We start from the raw sequence: 17,223 nt of genomic DNA, 5'->3' as shown, positions 1-17,223 counted from the left end.
GAAAGTTTCGTGCACAGCACTTCTCTGCCGCATGGTGGGGCGGCAGACGCAAGAAAGGGCTTGGCTTCCCTTGCTTGACAACCATATAATAACATAATTTACAATATTTGTAAATAGGCTTGTCCAAATTTATTTTGAAAAATATCACTTTCTGGAGGATGTTATGATACTCGTCAATCTTTCCATCTACCCGGCGGCCGGCAAGCCGATCGGGGATGGGTTCATCCAAATCGAGGACGGCAGGATCAAGGCTGTCGGCAGCCGGGCCGACCTGCCCCGCACGGGGGAGGAGACGGTGGACTGCAAGGGGAAACGCGCCTACCCCGGCTTCGTCGACCCGCATTGCCACTTGGGGATGTGGGAGGATTCCCTCGGCTTCGAGGGGGACGACGGCAACGAGATGACCGACCCGAGCACGCCGCACCTGCGGGGGATCGACGCCATCAACGTGCTGGATCGCGGCTTCTCGGAGGCGCTGGAGGCCGGGGTCACCACCGTGATGACCGGGCCGGGCAGCGCCAACCCGCTGGCCGGGCAGTTCTGCGCGGTCAAGACCTACGGGCGGTGCATCGACGACATGGTGGTGCGCGCCCCGGCGGCGATGAAGTTTGCCTTCGGGGAGAACCCAAAGTCGGTCTACAACGAGAAGAACCAGACCCCGATCACCCGCATGGCAACGGCGGCCATCATCCGCGAGCAGCTCTATAAGGCCAAGCGGTACATCGAGGACTTGCAGAAGGCCGGGGAGGACGAGGACGCCGACGAACCGGAGTTCGATCTCAAGTGCGAGGCGCTCATCCCCCTGCTGCGCGGGGAGATTCCCGCTCAGATGCACGCCCACCGGGCGGACGACATCTTCACCGCGGTGCGGATCGCGAAGGAATTCGGCTTTTCCTACACCATCGTGCACGGCACCCAGGGCCACGAGGTGGCCGACCTGCTCGCCGCGCGGCAGGTGCCGGTGATCGCCGGGCCGGTGATCGGCTCGCGCAGCAAGCCCGAACTGCGCGCCCTCGATTTGGCGGGCGCCGGGAAGCTGGCGGCGGCCGGGGTGCGGACCGCCATCTGCACCGACCATCCCGAGGTGCCGATCGGGATGCTCGCCCTCTCGGCGGGGCTCTGCCATCAAAACGGGATGGACTACGACGCGGCGCTGCGGGCGATCACCATCACGGCGGCAGAGCTCTGCGGGATCGCAAACCGGGTCGGCTCGCTCGAGGCGGGCAAGGATGCGGACATCCTGCTCTACTCCGGCGACCCGCTCGCCCTGGGGGCGAAGCCCGACGCGGTGCTGGTAAACGGCGTTTTGGTAAGGGGGAGCTTCTGACATGCGGGAAATTACGGCGCGGCAGATCAGCGCGGCGGTGCGCGAGCTGTGCATGAAGGCAAACTATACCCTCACCGACGACCTCTGCCGGGCGATGGACGGGGCGCTGGCGGGGGAGACCTCCCCGCTCGGGCGGGAGGTGCTCGGAGATCTGATCGAGAACCGGAAGGCGGCGCGAGAGTGCAATCTGCCCATCTGCCAGGACACCGGGCTGGCGGTGGTCTTTGCCGAGCTGGGGCAGGAGGTGCACATCACCGGGGGCACCCTGCAGAGCGCGGTGGATGCGGGGGTGTCGGCCGGGTACCTGGAGGGGTATCTGCGCTGTTCGGTGGTGGCCGACCCGCTACGGCGCAAGAACACCGGGGACAACACCCCGGCCATCCTGCATGTTACCCTGGTCGAGGGGGACCGGCTTACCCTGACGGTGGCGCCGAAGGGGGCCGGGAGCGAAAACATGAGCGTACAGCGCATGCTCTCGCCCTCCGCCTCAAAGGAGGACGTCTGCGACTTTGTGGTGGATGCGGTGCGCGCCGCCGGCAGCAAGCCCTGCCCGCCGGTGATTGTGGGCGTGGGGCTGGGGGGCGACTTCGAGCTGTGCGCCCTGCTCTCGAAGCGCGCGCTCTGCCGCAGCCTCGACGAGCCCCATCCCGACCCCTATTACCGGGAGATGGAGGAGGGCCTGCTGCGCCGGATCAACGCCCTGGGGATCGGGCCGCAGGGGTTTGGCGGCAGCACCACCGCGCTGGGGGTGCATATCCTCGCGGCCCCCACCCATATCGCCTGCCTGCCGGCGGCGGTGAGCCTCGGGTGCCATGTCACCCGGCACCAGAGCGCGACGCTGTAAGGGCTCAAAGTAATATCCTATGCCCGACGGCCGCTGGTTAGAACCCTTCATGGAAATATTGGGAATTGTTCATTGTTTTTTTACATAGCGTATGGTATACTAAAGATAGCAAAACTATGAATTTTGCCTAATTTCATAGTGGCGCAGACTATCCGTAAAGGGGCTGTGTATATGAACATCACCATCAAATCCCGCAAAACAACCGTAAAAGATTCGTTTAAGGAGCGTGTGCAGAAAAAGCTCTCCAAGCTGGATAGATTTTTTGACGAGACCGCCGAGGCTGTCGTCACCGTGACCAATGAAGGGGAGCGGGAGACGGTTGAAATCACCGTGCGCGCGGCGGGGATGAACTTCCGCGCGGAGAAAACCACCAACGACCGCATGGATTCCCTCGAGGCGGTGGTGGACCTGTTGGTCAGGCAGATCGTCAAGAATAAGTCCAAGCTCGAGCAGCGGCTCCGTACCGACGCCTTCGCCCCGGAATATAATGACCCGGCGCTCGAGGCCGAGGACTACAGCGTGGTGAAGACCAAGCGCTTCCCGGTCAAGCCGATGAGCGTGGAGGAGGCCATCCTGCAGATGAACATGCTGGGGCACAGCTTCTTCATGTTCCGCGATGCGCAGCAGGGCGAAATATGCGTGGTGTATAAGCGCAAGGGCGACAGCTACGGCCTGATCGAGCCGATCGAGGACGACGAATAAAATAAGACCGAAGGAATTTCCGGAGGCACCCATAAGAAAGGGAGCGGGCAGCAGATACGATCTGCTGCCCGCTCCCTTTTAGCGGAGTAACAACCATTCCAGGATAAGCCCATGCCGTTCGGGGCTAGAAGACGGGGATAAACGCATCGTCTTGCCAATAGCCGTACACGCCGTCGTCGTTCCAAACCAGCTCCGGAGTGTGGGACCTACGCTTGCTGTCCCGCTGGGCGATCCGGGTGCGGAAGCCCCCGGTGTCGTTCATCGAGCCGTTGACGAAATCCACCACGCCGTATTTCGCGCCGACAAAGCCGCCGGCGTAGGGCTGAACCGTCCCGGCGGTTCCGGTGATGTGCAGCCGGGTATCGGCGCCGTAGACCTCGCCGTAGCGCAGGTCGCCCAGTACGTTGAACCGGCCGCCGTCCCTGGCGATCAGGCTTTGGGCAGAAGAGCCCTCGCAGACCGTGATCCCCTTGAAGGCGCCGGCCTGGAAGGCGTTGATCCGGTCAAGCCTCCCGACAAAATAGAGGTCGAGGCGGTATTCCTCCAAAAGCCCGGTGAAATCGCACCCCTCATCTGAGAGAAGGGACTCCCTCAGCGCGGCGAGCTCTTCGCCGGACAGCAGCGCTTCGCCGGTGACGGGATCGATGAGCTGAAAACCGGCGAGGCTGTCGTCCGATACCCAGACGGTATTTCCCCTGATCTCGATTCCCGCTCCGTTTTCACCCTGGATGACAACCGCGGCCCGGGGGAGGATGGAATTCTGTGCGGCCGCCGTCAGGCAGAGGCCCGCGGCAAGTGCGGCGCACAGGCAAAGGGACAGGAGGCGTTTGATGTTTTTCATAGCTTGCTCACACCTTTCCAACTGGCGCTGACGCGCCGGCCGTGTCTAACCTGCTTCTCAACTCCATTATAAAATACAAGAACGCGCCCGTCAATGCGGTATTTGTTCACATTTTGGAATGTTGTATAAAATTATTGCCTTAAATATTGTGAATATCAACAAATTCGTTTTGGGGCATGTCGTTATAAACAGAAATTATCCACGTTCTTTAATGAAACAGGAGAAAACACCCGCGCCCATCTTTACATTCCCACCGCCCTGCGATACACTGAATCAGGAAGGCAAAACCACTCCCAACTTGTGAAAGGACGGTGGTACCTCTTGACCTTACGTGGTAAGGATTTCTGCCGCATGCTCGACGCCACCCAGATCGGCAGCTGCTGCACCAAGGACGATATGGAGAAGCTGATCGCGCTCGCGCACGAACACCACTTCTTCTCGGTGATCGGGCCGCGCTGCTTTGTACCCCTGCTCGCCGCGGGGGTGCGCGGGAGCGACACCATCGCGGGCTCGGGCTGCTGCACCGACACCGGCTGCGAGCCGGGCTACCTCAAGGCGCATGCCGCGCTCGATTCCCTGCGCCTGGGAGCCGGAGAAATCGACATGGTGATGAACCTGCACTACTTCAAATCCGGGATGTATCAGGAGGTCGTCGAGGATATCCGCGCGGTCAAGGAGGCGGTGGGCGATCACGTTTTGAAGTGTATCATTGAGGTGCCGCTGCTGGATGACGGGGAAATTAAAACAGCCGCCGAGCTGGTGGTCGAGGGCGGGGCGGACTTCGTCAAGACCGCCACCGGCACGATCCCACAGCCCACCACGGTGCACCAGGTCGAGCTGATCGCGAAGGCGGTGCGCGGCCGGGCGCAGATCAAGGCGGCGGGCGGGATCCGCACGCTCCAAACGGTCGAGGAGATGATCGGGCTCGGGGTGACCCGGTTCGGCGTTTCGGTCGGCAGCGCCTTAAAAATCATGGAGGCGGCCGACGCAAGGTAGAAGTCACAAACAGCCCTCAGAGGAAAGGAAGGAATCAGCTATGCCCGTCAACGGAACCCAGTTTGCCCACATGCTGGATGGTACCCTCATCCACTCGACCTCGACGCTCGAACAGACCAGGGAGCTGCTCGATTATGCCAAGAAGTATCACTTCCATTGCGTCTTTGGGCCGCGGCCGTTCTACCCGGTGATCGCCGAGGCGCTGCGCGGCACCGACGTGCATTTCGGGTGCGGGTGCGGGGACAACCAGCCCAGCTACATCAAGGCCGAGTATGCCAAGAACGGCCTGTCCTTAGGCTGCAACGAGTTCGACATGGTCATCAACCTCCCCTACTTCAAGTCCGGGATGTACAGGGAGGTCGTCGAGGACATCCGGGTGCTGCGGGACACGGTGGGGGACCACATCTTAAAGTGCATCATCGAAACCCCGCTGCTCTCGGATGAGGAGATCGAGAAGGCCGTAGAGCTTACGATCGAGGGCGGCGCGGACTTTGTCAAGACCGCCGTCGGCCGGGACGGCCCGACCACCGTCCACCACATCGAGGTGGTCTCGAGGGCGGCAAAGGGGAGGATCCAGATCAAAGCCTCGGGCGGGATCCGGGACCTTGAGACGGTGGATCAGATGATCGAGCTCGGGGTGACCCGGTTCGGCGTAAGCTATCAAAGCGGGCTTGCCATCATGCAGGCCGCCGACAACCGCTAGAAGGAGGAAGCGCAATGCCTGTCAATGGAAAACAACTCGCCGCCATGATGGACGGCACCCTGATCGCCCCCTGCTCGACCAAGGCGCAGACCCAGGAGCTGATCGACGCGGCCAAGAAATATGGGTTTTATTCGGTCATCGGCGTGCCCTGCTTCTACCCCATGCTGGTGGAGGGGGTGCGGGGCACCGGGATCGTGGTCGGCTCGGGCTGCGGCGGGATCATGGTCCCCACCGAGATCAAGGTCCTGTTCGCCAAGGACGACCTGCGCGTCGGCTGCACCGAGTGCGACATGGTGATGAACCTGCCCGCCTTCAAGTCCGGGCTCTACGACGAGGTGGTCCGCGACATCCGCGCGGTCAAGGACGCGATGGGGGACCATGTACTTAAGTGCATCATCGAGACCCCGCTGCTGTCGGACGACGAGATCAGAAAGGCCTGCGAGCTGGTGATCGAGGGCGGGGCGGACTATGTCAAGACCGCCGTCGGCCGGGACGGCCCGGCGACGGTGCACCACATCGAGGTGATGGCCGAGGCGGTCAAGGGCCGGATCAAAATGAAAGCTTCGGGCGGGATTCGGGAGCTCGAGAAGGTGGACCGGATGATCGAGCTGGGCGTCTCCCGCTTCGGGGTGAGCTTCGGCAGCGGGATCAAGCTGATCGAAGCGGCAAACCAGAGATAAGGGAGGAGACATGATATGATAACAGGCTACGAGTTTTGCCGGATGACCGATGCGACGCTGACCACCACCCTGGCGGGGGTGAAGGAATATGAGGAGCTGATCGCACAAGCCAAGGAGTATCACTTTTACTCCCTCATCACCAACCGCTGGTTCATCCCGATGATTGTAAAAGGGCTGCAGGGGAGTGATACCCTGCCCGGGGCCGGGTGCAGCGCCACCAACGGGAGCGACCTTTGCGAGGTCAAGGCCTTTGCCGCCAAGACCGCCATCTCGCTCGGGGCGCAGGAGTGCGACATGGTGATGAACATCCCCCTCTTCAAGTCCGGGCTCTACGACGAGGTGGTCCGCGACATCCGCGCGGTCAAGGACGCGGTGGGCGATAAGCCCCTCAAGTGCATTATTGAGGTGTCCATCCTCTCGGACGAGGAGATCATGAAGGCGACCGAGCTGGTCATCGAGGGCGGGGCGGACTTCGTCAAGACCGCCACCGGCAAGCTGCCCGATCCGACCACCCTCCACCATGTCGAGATAATGGCCAAAGCCAACCGCGGCCGGATCAGGATGAAGGCGGCGGGCGGGATCCGCACCATCGAAACGGTGGAGCAGATGATCGGCCTGGGGGTCTCCCGGTTCGGGGTCGGCGCTGGCAGCGCCATCAAAATCGCGGCGCAGGCGGACGCGCGCTGACAAGAGAGAGAAGGGAGAACCCCATGGCCAAATATCTGCTTTCCCACGACATCGGCACCTCGGCCGACAAGGCGACCCTGTTCACCTTTGACGGAACCATCCTGCGCAGCCGGCTGGAGAGCTATCCGGTGCACTACTTCAACGCCAACTGGGCCGAGCAGGACGCCGAGGACTGGTGGAAAGCCTTTTGCAAAAACAACCACGCCATCCTCGAAGGCTTGGACCCCGCCGAGGTGGCGGCCATTTCCCTGAGCGGCCAGATGATGGGCTGCCTGCCGCTGGACCGGGACTGCAAGCCCATCCGCCCCTCGATCATCTGGACCGACGGGCGGGCCACCAAGGAGGCGGCCGCCCTGGAGGAGAAGGTGCGCCTGCAGAGCTTTTACAACATCGTGGGGATACGCCCCAGCGCCAACTTCACCATCGAAAAGGTGATGTGGCTGATGGAGCACGAGCCCGGGACCTATGAAAAGACCTATAAGTTCATGCAGTCCAAGGACTTCATCGGCGCGCGGCTGACCGGATCGTTTGTCACCGACCCGAGCGACGCGGGCTATACCCACGCCTATGACATGTACGGGCGCTGCTGGTCCGAGGTGATCTTTAAGGCCGCGGGCGCAGACGTCGAAAAGTTCCCCGACATCGTCGAGCCGGGCACTTTGATCGGGAAGGTGCGCGCCTCGGTGGCCGAAGAGGCCGGGCTTGCCCCCGGCACGCCGGTGGCCGAGGGGGTCGGCGACGGGCGCGCCTCGATGATCGGGATCGGGGTGCTGCGCCCCGGGGACGCCTACACCAGCCTCGGCACCTCGAGCTGGGTGAGCCGGATTACCGACGCGCCCGGGATGGACCCGCGCTGCCGGATCCAGAAGGGCGCCTTCACCCCCGGCACCTACAGCGACGGGGGGACCATGCAGGCGGGGGGGCTGAGCGTCAACTGGATGAAGAGCCAGCTCTGCCTCTACGAACAGGAGCTCGCAAAGACGGGGGGCGGCAGCGCCTACGACTATATCAACAAGGAGATCGAGAGCTGCCCCGCCGGCGCGGGCGGGGTGATCTTCCTGCCCTATCTGATGGGGGAGCGCGCTCCGCTGTGGGACAACGGCGCGAAGGGCGCTTTTCTGGGACTGCGGGGGGAGAGCACCCGGGCCGAGATGCTGCGCGCGGTGATGGAGGGGGTCTCGATGAACCTGACCATCATCCTAAAGATCATGCAGGGAATCAAGGACGACATGACCAGCATGCGGATCGTGGGCGGCGGCTCGAAGAGCGCCGTCTGGCGGCAGATCCTGGCCGACTGCTTCAACATGCCGATCGTCAAGACCAACATCTCGGACGAGGCCGGGAGCCTCGGCACGGCGGTGCTGGCGGGGATCTGCGTGGGGGTCTATCAGGACCTCGGCGCGGTGCACGCCTTCCACAAGGTCGAGAGCGTGACCGAACCGATCAAGGAGAACGTCGCGCGCTACCGGCAGCTGCAGCCCATCTTTGAGGACGCCTATTACGCGCTGCGCGAGATCAACCACCGGCTCGGGGAGCTGTAATGGAAAAATAAAAAGGGGCCGCGGGAATATTCCCGCGGCCCCTTTTCAGTCCGGTCTTATAAGCGGTAAAAGCCCATCGAGAAGCCGGGCAGCGCCGCCCCGGCGCGCTCCCCGCCCAGCAGCTCCTGCGCCCCCTGTGCGAAGGGGATGGGCATCTCGTTTTCGTCCGCGTTGATGGCAACGAGAATCCGCTCTCCCTCAAAGCTGCGCTCGAAGCAAAGCTGGCGGCTCTGCACGGCGACGTTGCGGTAGTCCCCGTAGCAGAGCGCCTTATACTCCTTGCGCAGGGCGATCAGGCGCTGGATGAGGGCGGTCAGCTCATTCGGCTGGGGGCTTTCAAAGCACGGGCGCAGGCTGTCGTCCGAGCCGGGCTCCTTTGTTCCCGCGGCGCCCCATTCGCTGCCGTAGTAAAGGCAGGGGATCCCCGGCATGCCGAAGAGCAATCCGTAGATCAGCGGCAGGCAGCGCGGCTGCGCCAAAAGGCTCGCGATCCGCGAAACGTCGTGATTGTCCACAAAGCTGAGCAGATGTTTGCCCTTATAAAGGGTCCAGTTTTCCGGCCCGAACTGCCGGTTCAGGGAATAGGAGATCTCGAACATGTTGCCGCTGTTGAAGCTCGAATGCATCCCCTTGTAGCACTCGTAATTGGTGCAGCTGTGAAGCATTTCGTCGTTGCAGATGAGGTTGTAGTCCCCGAAGAGCACCTCGCCCACCAGGAAGAACTCCGGCCCGAAGCGTTCGCTGCAAAAGCGGCGCAGGCGTTTTAAAAATTCCCGGTCCAGGCAGTAAGCCACGTCCAGGCGCAGCCCGTCGATCCCGAAGTCGCGCACCCAGCCCTCGATGCAGGAAAAGAGGTGCTCGACGACCGCGCCGTTTTGCAAGTTGAGCTTGACCAGCTCGTCGTGCCCCTCCCAGTCGCCGTAGGAAAGATTGTCGCCCCGGGCGTTCGGCTGACCGAAGTTCAGATAAAACCAGTCCTTGTAAGGAGAGGCCTCCCGGTTTTGGAGCACGTCCTGAAAGGCCCAGAACCCCCGGCCGACGTGGTTAAAGACCCCGTCGAGCACCACCCGGATGTTTCGTTCATGCAGCGCGCCGCAGACCGCCGCGAAATCCTCATTACCGCCCAGGCGGCAGTCGATCTTGCGGTAATCCCGCGTGTCGTAGCCGTGCCGGTCGGACTCGAAGAGGGGGGAGAAATAGACGGCCCCCACCCCGAGCCCATCGAGATAATCGCACCAGTCCAGCACCTTGCGAATGCGCGGGACGGCGACGCCGTCGTTCTCCTTCGGCGCGCCGCAAAACCCCAGCGGATAGATTTGATAGAATGTTTGCTCGTTGGCCCACATGGGCTCATCCCCCTGACAATATGAAGTATCATGCCTATGATATGTAAACAGGGCGCAAAGATGTCAGAGCTTTTGGATGCTCAAGGGGTTAATCAGGGAGATAATATTGGTCACCGTGCGCTCGGGCGCGCCGTGGTTATAGAGCTGGGTGTTGCACAGCCCCGCATACACCTCGTGGCGCTGGTCGTATAAAGCGCGCAGCTGCTCGCGGGTATTTTGCATGACCAGCGGGCGGTTGCTGGACTTGATCCGCTCATAGCAGATGTCAAAGTCGGTCGAGAGATAGACCACATAGCACTCGTACTCCTTCAGCAGCGCCGCGTTGTCCGGGTCCATCAGGGTGCCGCCCCCCACGGCGACGACCGGGGTGAACGGTCCGGGGGAGCGCAGCACGTTTTGCAGCGTGACATGCTCCAGCGCGCGGAAATATTCCTCCCCCTTTTCCTTAAAGATATTGGGGATGGACATTTTCTGCGTCTGCTCGATCTCCTCGTCGAGGTCGATGAACTTGTCCAGCAGGCGCTTTGCCAGCAGCCGCCCCACGGTGGTCTTGCCGCTGCCCATGAAGCCGCAGATCACGATCGGTTTTCCCATAGCGGTTTCCTCCGTTTCTATTCCTTTGAGCCGTCCTTGCACAGCACCTGCGCGAGCCGCTCCTCGATTTCTTGTAGCTGGTCTTCCCGAAACCTAGCCCCGTACCAGATTTCCTGCGCGGCCGCCGCCTGCAGGATCAGCATGCGAAGCCCGCCCAAAGCGGGTTTCTGGAGCTCCCCCGCGCGGCGCAGCAGCCGGGTCTTGTCAGGGTTATAGATACAATCGAACACCCGCCCGCACCGCTCGATGAGCGCGTCCGGCGCGGGGCATTCGTCCAAGTGCGGGAACATCCCGCAGGGGGTGGCGTTGATCAGCAGGCTGTAGCTTTCGTCCCCCTTTGCCGCGTCGCCGGTGAGCAGGGCGCGCGCAGGGACCTGGTAGGTGGCAGTGATTTCCTCTGCCAGCGCCCCGGCCCGCGGCAGCGAGCTTTCGCGCACCGCGAGGGTGACGGCGGCGCCCAGACGCGCGCACTCGATGGCGAACATCCGCCCAACGCCGCCGGCGCCCAGCACCAGAACGCTTCGCAGCCCTTCCTTCCAATCCCCCAGCGAGCGCAGAAAGCCGGTGCAGTCGGTGTTGTAGCCGACCGGCCCCTCGGCGGAGGGCGCGACGGTGTTCACCGCGCCGTAGCGCGCGGCGCTCATATCGAGGCGCGCGAGGTAAGGGACGACCTCCCCTTTATAGGGGATGGTGACGTTGAAGCCGTCGAGCCCCAGAAGCCCCGGCATTGCGGCGGGAAGCTCCTGCGGCGGCACGTCGCGCAGGGTATACTGAAGCTCTGCCCCGGTGCAGCGCGCGAGCAGGGAATGCACCTGCGGGGAGAGACTGTGGCCGAGCGGATGGCCCAGAAGGGCAAACTGCATGGCGGATCCTCCAATCTGTCACAAACACATGTTCCATATCGGGATACTATGATTATACCCTATTTTTCCAAAAAGCGAAAGAAAAGAGGGAAAAGGGGATGAAGAAATTCTAAAAGGTATAATCCATAATTTTGTGGCATATAACGAGAACAGCCCCGGTTTGTGGACAAAGGGGCTTGGGAAAAGAAACTGTTAATAAATTATAAAAATCCTGCATGGCCCTTGATAAATGTGGCAAAAACAGGTATGATGATTTTCGTGAAGAGACGGCCGCCTGCCGGCGGCAAGGCAACGTTACTGAAGGAGGCAACGAAAAATGGAGACCTTTGACAGGGTGCGGGACATCCTCTGCGAGCAGCTGGACATCGAAAGTGACGAAGTGACGACGGAAGCTTCCATCCTCGATGACCTGGGCGCGGACTCCCTGGACGTGGTGGACCTGGTGATGAACCTCGAGGAAGCGTTCGACACCGAGATCCCGGACGAGGATATCGAGCAGCTCAAGACGGTGGGGGACGTGGTCCGCTACATCGACGAGCACATGCCCGAGCCCGAGGCAGAGAGCGAGGAATAACGTTTTCTTGGAAACCACTCCGCTATGGGGTGGTTTCTTTGCATGTTGGCGGCCCTGTGCCGGGATTTTAGCAAATGATGGTTGAAAAATCGCCGGCAAGATAATATAATAAGAGAACATGGGCGCGGCGGGGCTCCCGCCGCGAAATGGACAGGCACTTGAACCATCTGATTCAAGAGGAGAAATGAAAAAATGGATTTTATCCTGAACGGCCTTTTGCAGATCACCTGGCAGCAGGTGGTGATGTGGGCCGTGGGCGGACTGCTCATCTGGCTGGCGATCAAAAAGGACTTTGAACCCGCCTTGCTGCTGCCGATGGGCTTCGGCGCAATTTTGGTCAACCTCCCCCAGTCCGGGGCCATCAACCAGGTGATGGCGGGCGTGGGCGAGACGCACGGGATCGTGCAGTGGCTCTTCGAGGTCGGGATCGAAACGAGCGAGGCGCTCCCGCTGCTGCTTTTCATCGGGGTGGGCGCGATGATCGATTTCGGGCCGCTGCTTTCAAACCCCAAGATGTTCCTCTTCGGCGCGGCCGCACAGGCGGGGATTTTCCTGACCGTGATCGCGGCGGTGCTGCTGGGCTTTAACCTCACCGACGCGGCCTCGATCGGGATCATCGGCGCGGCGGACGGCCCCACCTCCATCCTGGTGGCCCAGACCTTCGGCTCGCAGTACTTCGGCGCCATCTCGGTGGCGGCCTATTCCTACATGGCGCTGGTGCCGATCATCCAGCCCATCGCCATCAGGGCGGTGACCACTAAAAAGGAGCGGCAGATCCACATGCCGTATAACCCGCGCAATGTCTCCAAGACCACCCGGATCCTGTTCCCGATCATCGTGACCATCATCGCAGGGATCGTGGCGCCGGCTTCGGTCTCGCTGGTCGGGTTTTTGATGTTCGGCAACCTGATAAGAGAGTGCGGCGTGCTCGAGCGCCTTTCCGACACGGCGCAGAACAACCTCGCCCAGCTGGTCACGCTGCTGCTGGGGATCACCATCTCCTTCTCGATGACCGCCGAGAGGTTCGTCAGCATACAGACGGTGATGATCATGGGCCTGGGGCTTATCGCCTTCGTGTTTGACACCATCTGCGGCTGCCTCTTCGCGAAGGTCCTCAACCTTTTCCTAAAGGAGAAGATCAACCCGATGGTCGGCGCGGCGGGCATTTCGGCCTTCCCCATGTCGGCGCGGGTGGTACAGAAAATGGCCATCAAGGAGGACTCGCAGAATCATATCCTGATGCACGCCGTCGGCGCGAACGTGTCGGGGCAGATCGCCTCGGTGCTCGCGGGCGGGATGATCCTGGGGCTCGTGCCCGGGATGCTCGGTTAAGGAGGAAAACAGAATGGGTAATTTCCTAAATGGCCTGATGATGAATGCCGGCGTGATCGGCGGGGCGGACGGCCCGACGGCCGTCTTCGTAGCGGGAGAAGGGGACCTTTTCCACGCCCTGACCCTGCTCTGGCAGGGGATGACCGGGATATTCGTGGTGATGATCGTCATCTCGCTGATCGTCTACCTGCTTTCAAAGATCACCTCCCCCAAAAAGGGCGAAGGGGAAGAATAATCAAGATTAAAGATTAAGGGTGTGTGAACCAATGGCGGACCAGAAGAAAATGGTCGAAGAGATCACCTCGATGGACGAGGATTTTGCGAAATGGTACACCGATGTGGTGAAGAAGGCCGAGCTGATCGACTATTCGTCGGTGCGCGGCTGCATGGTGTTTGAGCCGTACGGCTACGCGATCTGGGAGAATATCCAGAAGATTTTGGACGGCATGTTCAAGGAGACCGGGCACCAGAACGTCTATATGCCCATGCTGATCCCCGAGAGCCTTCTGCAAAAGGAGAAGGACCATGTCGAGGGCTTCGCCCCCGAGGTGGCCTGGGTGACCCAGGGCGGCGGGCAGGAGCTCGAGGAGCGGCTTTGCATCCGCCCCACCTCCGAGACTCTCTTCTGCGAGCATTACCGCAACGTCATCCACTCCTACCGCGACCTGCCCAAGCTCTATAACCAGTGGTGCTCGGTGCTGCGCTGGGAGAAGACCACCCGCCCCTTCCTGCGCAATATGGAATTCCTCTGGCAGGAGGGGCACACCATGCACGAGACCGCCGAGGAGGCCGTCGCAGAGACTGAGCAGATGCTGAACATCTACGCGCGCTTTTGTGAGGAGTACCTCGCCATCCCGGTGGTCAAGGGCAGAAAGACCGACAAGGAGAAATTCGCCGGGGCCGAGGCGACCTATACCATCGAGGCGATGATGCACGACGGCAAGGCGCTGCAGTCCGGCACCTCGCATTATTTCGGCGACGGGTTCGCCCGCGCGTTCGACATCCAGTTCCAGGGGCGGGACAACAAGCCCCAGTACCCGCACCAGACCTCTTGGGGGGTGTCCACGAGGATCATCGGCGGGATCATCATGACCCACGGGGACGACAGCGGCCTGGTGCTGCCCCCCGCCATCGCGCCGGTGCAGGTGATGGTCATCCCGATCGCCCAGCACAAGGAGGGCGTGCTCGAGAAGGCGGAAGAGGTCAAGAAGATGATCTCGGACTACTGCCGCGCCGGGATCGACTGCAGCGACAATTCCCCGGGCTGGAAGTTCGCCCAGTATGAGATGAGGGGCGTTCCGCTGCGCCTCGAGCTCGGGCCCAAGGACATCGAAAAGGGCCAGTGCGTGCTGGTGCGCCGCGACACCCGCGAGAAGGCCTTTGTGCCGCTGGAAAAGCTCTCGGCCGAGATTCCCCGGCTGCTCAAAGAAATCCACGACTCCCTCTTCGCGCGGGCGCTCGAGAACCGCGAGAGCCGCACCTTTAGCGCCACCACGCTCGAGGAGCTAACGAAGATCGCGGACGAGCGCAGCGGCTACATCAAGGCGATGTGGTGTGGGGACCTCCAGTGCGAAGAGAAGCTCAAGGAGGTCGCGGGGGTCTCCTCGCGGTGCATCCCCTTCGAGCAGGAGCATATCAGCGATACCTGCGTCTGCTGCGGCAAGCCGGCCAAAGAGATGGTTTACTGGGGCAAGGCGTATTAAGGAGCGCGGGGGAGGATTCCCGCACGTCAAAGGATGGTGAAGACCGATGAAGAAAAGTTTGATCGCCCTGCTGCTCGCGGCGGTTATGGCGCTGTGCGCCTGCCAGTCGCGCACGGACACGCCGCAGGATTTTGACAGCGAAGCGCAGCAAAGCTCATCGCAGGAGGAGGCTCCAGAGGAGGAGCAGCCCCCCGAGGAAAGCGAGGAGAGCGAGCCGCAGATGACCGAGGAGGAGGCCAAGGAGCTGGTGGAGGACCTGCTGCAAAGCGGGAACCTGCTGGCGCTGGTCGCCAACTACAACGGATCGTTCGATAAGCCCGAGGAGATTTCCCAGGTGCAAATGCTCTGGTCCCTCTACAAATGGGCCGAGCTCAGCGGACAGATCCAGCAGCCCGAGGAGCCGGACTACGAGGGCTACGCCCAGGCCGACAAAGCGACCGTCGACGCTTTGCTGCTGCGCTGGTACGGGGTCAAGAGCCTGGACTATAGCGGCAACGCGCAGACGCTGGGCGACATCGCCAGCGGCGATCCGGTCAACTTCGACCCCGAGAAAAACACCTATTACTTCATGGACGCCGACCTGCCGCTGAACGAGCGCGCCGAGCTCGGGGCCGTCAGCCTCGGGGAGGACGGGACGATCACTGCCGAGTTCGACACCACCCAGATCGAGGGCGGCGAGTATGTGCAGACCTACCGCCTGAAACTGGCCCCCTATGAGGAAGACGGGCACTATTACCTGACCAGCCTCAACAAGGGGAAGACCGACTGAGAAACTTTAAGGGATCAAGGAAAACTGCGGGCGCCCGCAGTTTTCTTGGTTTAGGGGGAAGTGTGCATGGAAGGGCCCGAAAGCCTCGGGGGCGGGGTGAAAATTTACGTCAGCCGCGCGCATCGCTTCGGCACCGACGGCTTCCTCCTCTCCGACTTCTGCGCGGCTGGGAAGGGCGAGGTTGCCGCCGACCTGTGCAGCGGCTGCGGGATCGTGGCGCTGCTCTGGTACCGGAGACGGGAGCGCGCGCCCGCGCGCTGCCACTGCGTCGAGGTGCAGCCCGAGGCGGCGGCGCTCCTGGAGCGCTCGGCCGGGGAGAGCGGGCTGCAAGGGAAAATCCTGCCCCTCTGCCGGGACTTGCGGGCGCTCACCCGGGAGGACATCCCCAGCGCCAGCTGCGATCTCGTCAGCTGCAACCCGCCCTACAAGGCGGCGGGGCGGGGGATCGAAAGCGCACGGGAGCACGCGCTCAAGGCGCGGCACGAGGCGCTTTGCACCCTGACGGACGTCTGTACCTGTGCGGCGCGGATTTTGAAGGTGGGCGGCAGGCTCTGCCTGTGCCAGCGGCCCGAGCGGCTGCCGGAGGTCTTCGCCGCCATGCAGGAGGCGGGGATCGAGCCCAAGCGGATGCGCCTGGTGCAAAAGCGGGGCGACACCCCGCCCTGGCTGGTGCTCATCGAGGGGCGGCGCGGTGGACGGCCATTTTTAAAGGTCGAGGCCCCGCTGCTCGTCCAGGACGGGGCCGGCGGGTTTTCCGCCGAGCTGCGGCAAATTTACGGATGGGAAGGGAAGATAGATGGGTAAGCTCTATATCGTGGGCACGCCGATCGGAAATCTCGGGGACCTTTCCCCGCGGGCGGCAAAGGTGCTGGGGGAGGTGGATTTCATCGCCGCCGAGGACACCCGGGTCAGCCGCAAGCTGCTCAGTCACCTCGGGCTCCACAAGCCGATGGTCAGCTATTACGAGCATAACCTGCGCGAGCGGGGGGAGGAAATCCTCTCGAGGCTGCAGGCGGGAGAGAGCTGTGCCATCGTCACCGACGCGGGGATGCCCTGCATTTCCGACCCGGGCGAGGACCTGGTGCGCCTCTGCGCCGAGCGCGGGATCGGGATGGAGGTGGTCCCGGGGCCGAGCGCCGTCATCGCGGCGCTGGCCGTCAGCGGCCTGCCCACCGGGCGCTTCTCCTTCGAGGGATTCCTTTCGGTCAAGCGCTCGAGCCGGATGGCGCATCTGGAGGAAATTAAAAACGACCGGCGCACCCTGATCTTTTACGAGGCGCCGCACAAGCTCTGCGATACATTGGACGATTTGGCGGGGGCGCTCGGGCCGCGCCAAGTCTCGGTGGCCAAGGAGCTGACCAAGGTCCATGAGACGGTGCTGCGCACCACCCTCGACGAGGCCGCCCGCTACTACCGCGAGCACCCGCCGAAGGGGGAGTATGTGCTGGTGATCGAGGGGGCGAAGCCCGCAAAAGAGGAAGAGGGGGCTCTCTCCTTTGAAGAGGCGGTAGCGATGGTCCGAAAGCTGTCCGCCTCGGGCAAGGCGATGAGCGAAGCCTGCCGCGAGGTGGCCTCCCTGAGCGGGCACAAAAAGGGCGAGCTCTACAAGGCCGCCCTGCAAACAGAGGAATAGAAGAGCAATCAAGGCGCCCCGGGAGGTCTCCCGGGGCGCCGCTGGCATGAAAGGGCCCGTTTTCCCATAGAATGGAGCATGGACAAAG

At 62.2% G+C, this 17,223-nt stretch carries 19 protein-coding genes; 15 read left to right on the top strand and 4 right to left on the bottom strand.

The window, feature by feature from the left end; translation table 11 throughout:
• Nucleotides 1-163: 163 nt before the first annotated feature.
• The 3 genes from B5477_RS01765 (at nt 164) to hpf (ending at nt 2,873) form a co-directional block, all read left to right on the top strand.
• Entirely contained in the window at nt 164-1,327 is a 1,164-nt protein-coding gene (locus tag B5477_RS01765) for an amidohydrolase (protein WP_079698102.1), read from the top strand.
• Nucleotide 1,328: 1 nt separating this feature from the next.
• Entirely contained in the window at nt 1,329-2,171 is an 843-nt protein-coding gene (locus tag B5477_RS01760; protein ID WP_079698101.1) for a fumarate hydratase, read from the top strand.
• Between the two features lie 171 nt (nt 2,172-2,342).
• Nucleotides 2,343-2,873, top strand: coding sequence for a ribosome hibernation-promoting factor, HPF/YfiA family (hpf, locus tag B5477_RS01755; protein WP_079698100.1), 531 nt, complete (start codon nt 2,343-2,345; stop codon nt 2,871-2,873).
• 124 nt (nt 2,874-2,997) lie between these two features.
• Here hpf and B5477_RS01750 read toward each other — a convergent pair whose 3' ends face one another.
• On the bottom strand, nt 2,998-3,714 hold the full coding sequence (locus tag B5477_RS01750; RefSeq protein ID WP_079698099.1) for a hypothetical protein: 717 nt from the start codon (nt 3,712-3,714) through the stop codon (nt 2,998-3,000).
• 321 nt (nt 3,715-4,035) lie between these two features.
• Here B5477_RS01750 and deoC (B5477_RS01745) point away from each other — a divergent pair, with 321 nt between their 5' ends.
• The 5 genes from deoC (B5477_RS01745) to B5477_RS01725 are packed head-to-tail and all read left to right on the top strand — an operon-like array spanning nt 4,036 to nt 8,321.
• On the top strand, nt 4,036-4,710 hold the full coding sequence (deoC, locus tag B5477_RS01745; RefSeq protein WP_143533522.1) for a deoxyribose-phosphate aldolase: 675 nt from the start codon (nt 4,036-4,038) through the stop codon (nt 4,708-4,710).
• A 40-nt stretch (nt 4,711-4,750) separates the two neighbouring features.
• Nucleotides 4,751-5,413 (top strand): deoxyribose-phosphate aldolase, encoded by a 663-nt coding sequence (deoC, locus tag B5477_RS01740; protein WP_079698097.1) that lies wholly within the window; start codon nt 4,751-4,753, stop codon nt 5,411-5,413.
• 14 nt (nt 5,414-5,427) lie between these two features.
• Nucleotides 5,428-6,093 carry a deoxyribose-phosphate aldolase gene (gene deoC, locus B5477_RS01735; RefSeq protein WP_079698096.1) on the top strand — a complete coding sequence of 222 codons (666 nt, stop codon included), beginning with the start codon at nt 5,428-5,430 and terminating at the stop codon, nt 6,091-6,093.
• A gap of 15 nt (nt 6,094-6,108) precedes the next feature.
• A complete protein-coding gene (deoC, locus tag B5477_RS01730; RefSeq protein ID WP_079698095.1) occupies nt 6,109-6,780 on the top strand; it encodes a deoxyribose-phosphate aldolase in 672 nt (223 codons plus the stop codon).
• A gap of 23 nt (nt 6,781-6,803) precedes the next feature.
• Nucleotides 6,804-8,321: a xylulokinase gene (locus B5477_RS01725; protein ID WP_079698094.1), complete on the top strand. Its 1,518-nt coding sequence runs from the start codon at nt 6,804-6,806 to the stop codon at nt 8,319-8,321.
• 56 nt (nt 8,322-8,377) lie between these two features.
• Here B5477_RS01725 and B5477_RS01720 read toward each other — a convergent pair whose 3' ends face one another.
• The 3 genes from B5477_RS01720 to B5477_RS01710 form a co-directional block, all read right to left on the bottom strand.
• Entirely contained in the window at nt 8,378-9,667 is a 1,290-nt protein-coding gene (locus tag B5477_RS01720) for an alpha-amylase family glycosyl hydrolase (protein ID WP_079698093.1), read from the bottom strand.
• Between the two features lie 63 nt (nt 9,668-9,730).
• Nucleotides 9,731-10,261, bottom strand: coding sequence for a shikimate kinase (locus B5477_RS01715; RefSeq protein WP_079698092.1), 531 nt, complete (start codon nt 10,259-10,261; stop codon nt 9,731-9,733).
• 17 nt (nt 10,262-10,278) lie between these two features.
• Nucleotides 10,279-11,124 (bottom strand): shikimate dehydrogenase family protein, encoded by an 846-nt coding sequence (locus B5477_RS01710; RefSeq protein WP_079698091.1) that lies wholly within the window; start codon nt 11,122-11,124, stop codon nt 10,279-10,281.
• A 316-nt stretch (nt 11,125-11,440) separates the two neighbouring features.
• On the opposite strand from B5477_RS01710, the gene acpP reads away from it, so the two are divergent.
• The 7 genes from acpP to rsmI all read left to right on the top strand — a co-directional run bounded on the left by acpP (nt 11,441) and on the right by rsmI (nt 17,135).
• The gene (gene acpP, locus B5477_RS01705; protein WP_079698090.1) at nt 11,441-11,698 is read left to right on the top strand and encodes an acyl carrier protein; all 258 of its coding nucleotides are present in this window, start codon (nt 11,441-11,443) and stop codon (nt 11,696-11,698) included.
• Between the two features lie 192 nt (nt 11,699-11,890).
• Complete coding sequence (locus B5477_RS01700; protein WP_079698089.1) at nt 11,891-13,030, top strand: sodium ion-translocating decarboxylase subunit beta; 1,140 nt, start codon at nt 11,891-11,893, stop codon at nt 13,028-13,030.
• Between the two features lie 13 nt (nt 13,031-13,043).
• Nucleotides 13,044-13,265 (top strand): OadG-related small transporter subunit, encoded by a 222-nt coding sequence (locus B5477_RS01695; protein ID WP_079698088.1) that lies wholly within the window; start codon nt 13,044-13,046, stop codon nt 13,263-13,265.
• A gap of 31 nt (nt 13,266-13,296) precedes the next feature.
• Complete coding sequence (proS, locus tag B5477_RS01690; RefSeq protein WP_079698087.1) at nt 13,297-14,733, top strand: proline--tRNA ligase; 1,437 nt, start codon at nt 13,297-13,299, stop codon at nt 14,731-14,733.
• A gap of 46 nt (nt 14,734-14,779) precedes the next feature.
• Complete coding sequence (locus B5477_RS01685) at nt 14,780-15,502, top strand: hypothetical protein (RefSeq protein WP_079698086.1); 723 nt, start codon at nt 14,780-14,782, stop codon at nt 15,500-15,502.
• Nucleotides 15,503-15,568: 66 nt separating this feature from the next.
• Complete coding sequence (locus B5477_RS01680; RefSeq protein ID WP_079698085.1) at nt 15,569-16,306, top strand: tRNA1(Val) (adenine(37)-N6)-methyltransferase; 738 nt, start codon at nt 15,569-15,571, stop codon at nt 16,304-16,306.
• On the top strand, nt 16,299-17,135 hold the full coding sequence (gene rsmI / locus B5477_RS01675) for a 16S rRNA (cytidine(1402)-2'-O)-methyltransferase (protein WP_079698084.1): 837 nt from the start codon (nt 16,299-16,301) through the stop codon (nt 17,133-17,135). The genes B5477_RS01680 and rsmI overlap by 8 nt, the downstream gene beginning before the upstream one ends.
• The last annotated feature ends 88 nt before the right edge of the window (nt 17,136-17,223 follow it).

The sequence above is a fragment of the Provencibacterium massiliense genome (assembly GCF_900169495.1).
Classification (GTDB): Bacteria; Bacillota; Clostridia; order Oscillospirales; family Ruminococcaceae; genus Harryflintia; species Harryflintia acetispora.
The sequence above is the reverse complement of the archived record's forward strand: the minus strand, read 5'-3'. Positions and strand labels throughout refer to the sequence as shown.

What these genes read in the sequence shown, in the direction of transcription:
- B5477_RS01765 (WP_079698102.1), top strand. Translation starts at nt 164, where the DNA reads ATGATACTCGTCAATCTTTCCATCTACCCGGCGGCCGGCAAGCCGATC.
- B5477_RS01760 (WP_079698101.1), top strand. Translation starts at nt 1,329, where the DNA reads ATGCGGGAAATTACGGCGCGGCAGATCAGCGCGGCGGTGCGCGAGCTG.
- hpf (WP_079698100.1), top strand. Translation starts at nt 2,343, where the DNA reads ATGAACATCACCATCAAATCCCGCAAAACAACCGTAAAAGATTCGTTT.
- B5477_RS01750 (WP_079698099.1), bottom strand. Translation starts at nt 3,714, where the DNA reads ATGAAAAACATCAAACGCCTCCTGTCCCTTTGCCTGTGCGCCGCACTT.
- deoC (WP_079698097.1), top strand. Translation starts at nt 4,751, where the DNA reads ATGCCCGTCAACGGAACCCAGTTTGCCCACATGCTGGATGGTACCCTC.
- deoC (WP_079698096.1), top strand. Translation starts at nt 5,428, where the DNA reads ATGCCTGTCAATGGAAAACAACTCGCCGCCATGATGGACGGCACCCTG.
- deoC (WP_079698095.1), top strand. Translation starts at nt 6,109, where the DNA reads ATGATAACAGGCTACGAGTTTTGCCGGATGACCGATGCGACGCTGACC.
- B5477_RS01725 (WP_079698094.1), top strand. Translation starts at nt 6,804, where the DNA reads ATGGCCAAATATCTGCTTTCCCACGACATCGGCACCTCGGCCGACAAG.
- B5477_RS01720 (WP_079698093.1), bottom strand. Translation starts at nt 9,667, where the DNA reads ATGTGGGCCAACGAGCAAACATTCTATCAAATCTATCCGCTGGGGTTT.
- B5477_RS01715 (WP_079698092.1), bottom strand. Translation starts at nt 10,261, where the DNA reads ATGGGAAAACCGATCGTGATCTGCGGCTTCATGGGCAGCGGCAAGACC.
- B5477_RS01710 (WP_079698091.1), bottom strand. Translation starts at nt 11,124, where the DNA reads ATGCAGTTTGCCCTTCTGGGCCATCCGCTCGGCCACAGTCTCTCCCCG.
- acpP (WP_079698090.1), top strand. Translation starts at nt 11,441, where the DNA reads ATGGAGACCTTTGACAGGGTGCGGGACATCCTCTGCGAGCAGCTGGAC.
- B5477_RS01700 (WP_079698089.1), top strand. Translation starts at nt 11,891, where the DNA reads ATGGATTTTATCCTGAACGGCCTTTTGCAGATCACCTGGCAGCAGGTG.
- B5477_RS01695 (WP_079698088.1), top strand. Translation starts at nt 13,044, where the DNA reads ATGGGTAATTTCCTAAATGGCCTGATGATGAATGCCGGCGTGATCGGC.
- proS (WP_079698087.1), top strand. Translation starts at nt 13,297, where the DNA reads ATGGCGGACCAGAAGAAAATGGTCGAAGAGATCACCTCGATGGACGAG.
- B5477_RS01685 (WP_079698086.1), top strand. Translation starts at nt 14,780, where the DNA reads ATGAAGAAAAGTTTGATCGCCCTGCTGCTCGCGGCGGTTATGGCGCTG.
- B5477_RS01680 (WP_079698085.1), top strand. Translation starts at nt 15,569, where the DNA reads ATGGAAGGGCCCGAAAGCCTCGGGGGCGGGGTGAAAATTTACGTCAGC.
- rsmI (WP_079698084.1), top strand. Translation starts at nt 16,299, where the DNA reads ATGGGTAAGCTCTATATCGTGGGCACGCCGATCGGAAATCTCGGGGAC.